The following is a 1,087-nucleotide window of genomic DNA, read 5'->3' as shown; positions in this document are numbered from 1 at the left end:
GTACCGAAATGCTGGGGTCAACATAGGGTTCGGGTCGGCAAAAATTGCCTATGTCGAAGGATGCTGCGTCGGGGGTGGCAGCGAGATCAATCGCGGCCTTTATCATCGCATTTCTTCTGACGTTCTGGACAACTGGCGGCGTGACTACCGGGTCGATGCGCTGACGCTGTCGGAGCTCAATCCGCACTTTGCGGCGTGCGAGGAGGTTGCCAAGGTGCAATACCTGCCCGGTCCAGCACCCCAACTTTCGGCTCGCCTCGCAGAAGGTGCTCGCAACCTCGATTGGGCATGTCTTGAGGTTCCCCGCCTGTATGCCTACGCAACGGACATTACGACGGGTTCCCCCGGCCGCAAACAATCCATGTCCGAGACGTTTGTGCCTCGTTTCATGAAGGCGGGCGGGGTCGTGATGGCCGGTACTCGCGCCACGAGAATTTCGCGGGTTTCCGGAAGCTGGACGGTCAGTGCGCTTTCCATGAATGGCGCAAGCCGGCGGCAGCTTGAGCTGAGAGCGAAGACCGTGTTTGTCGCCGCAGGCGCAGTGCAAACCCCGTGGCTTCTGCGCCGCTCCGGATTGAAGACGAATGTCGGCAACAGTCTGCGGTTTCATCCGATGCTCAAAGCCGTCGCGTTGTTCCGGGACGACATAAACATACCCGGCGAACTCGAACCCGTTCACCAGATCAAGGAATTCGATCCGCGTTTCAGCATGGGTTGTTCGATGAGCAAGCGTCCGGCACTCGCTCTTGCGATGGCAACGCATCCCGAGATGATGGAGGCGGTCGATCGCGACTGGCGCCGCATGGCGATATACTATGTGCAAAGTACCGGAGGGGTCGGCAAGGTCAGGAGCCTGCCCGGTTTTCGGGACCCCCTCGTACGGGTCGAACTTCATCAGCAGGATCTGAAGGAGCTAGCCGACGGGCTTGCCCGGTTGGCCGAGGTGCTCTTTGCCGCGGGAGCCGAGGCCGTCTATCCGAGCATCCCTGGCTACCCGGTGCTCCGTTCGGTGGCCGATATCGCCAAACTGCCGGAGACGATTTCGCCGAAGCAGGCGAATGCGACGGCGTTGCACCTGTTCTCATCC

General features: G+C 60.5%; 1 protein-coding gene. It reads left to right on the top strand.

Annotated elements, in window-relative coordinates; all coding sequences use genetic code 11:
• Positions 1-22: 22 nt before the first annotated feature.
• Positions 23-1,087, top strand: a 1,065-nt coding sequence (locus tag AC1D17_RS29075) for a GMC family oxidoreductase N-terminal domain-containing protein (protein ID WP_477568653.1), incomplete at its 3' end; no start/stop codon positions are given.

The sequence above is a fragment of the Pararhizobium sp. P1_E7 genome, from assembly GCF_056405855.1.
The sequence above is the reverse complement of the archived record's forward strand: the minus strand, read 5'-3'. Positions and strand labels throughout refer to the sequence as shown.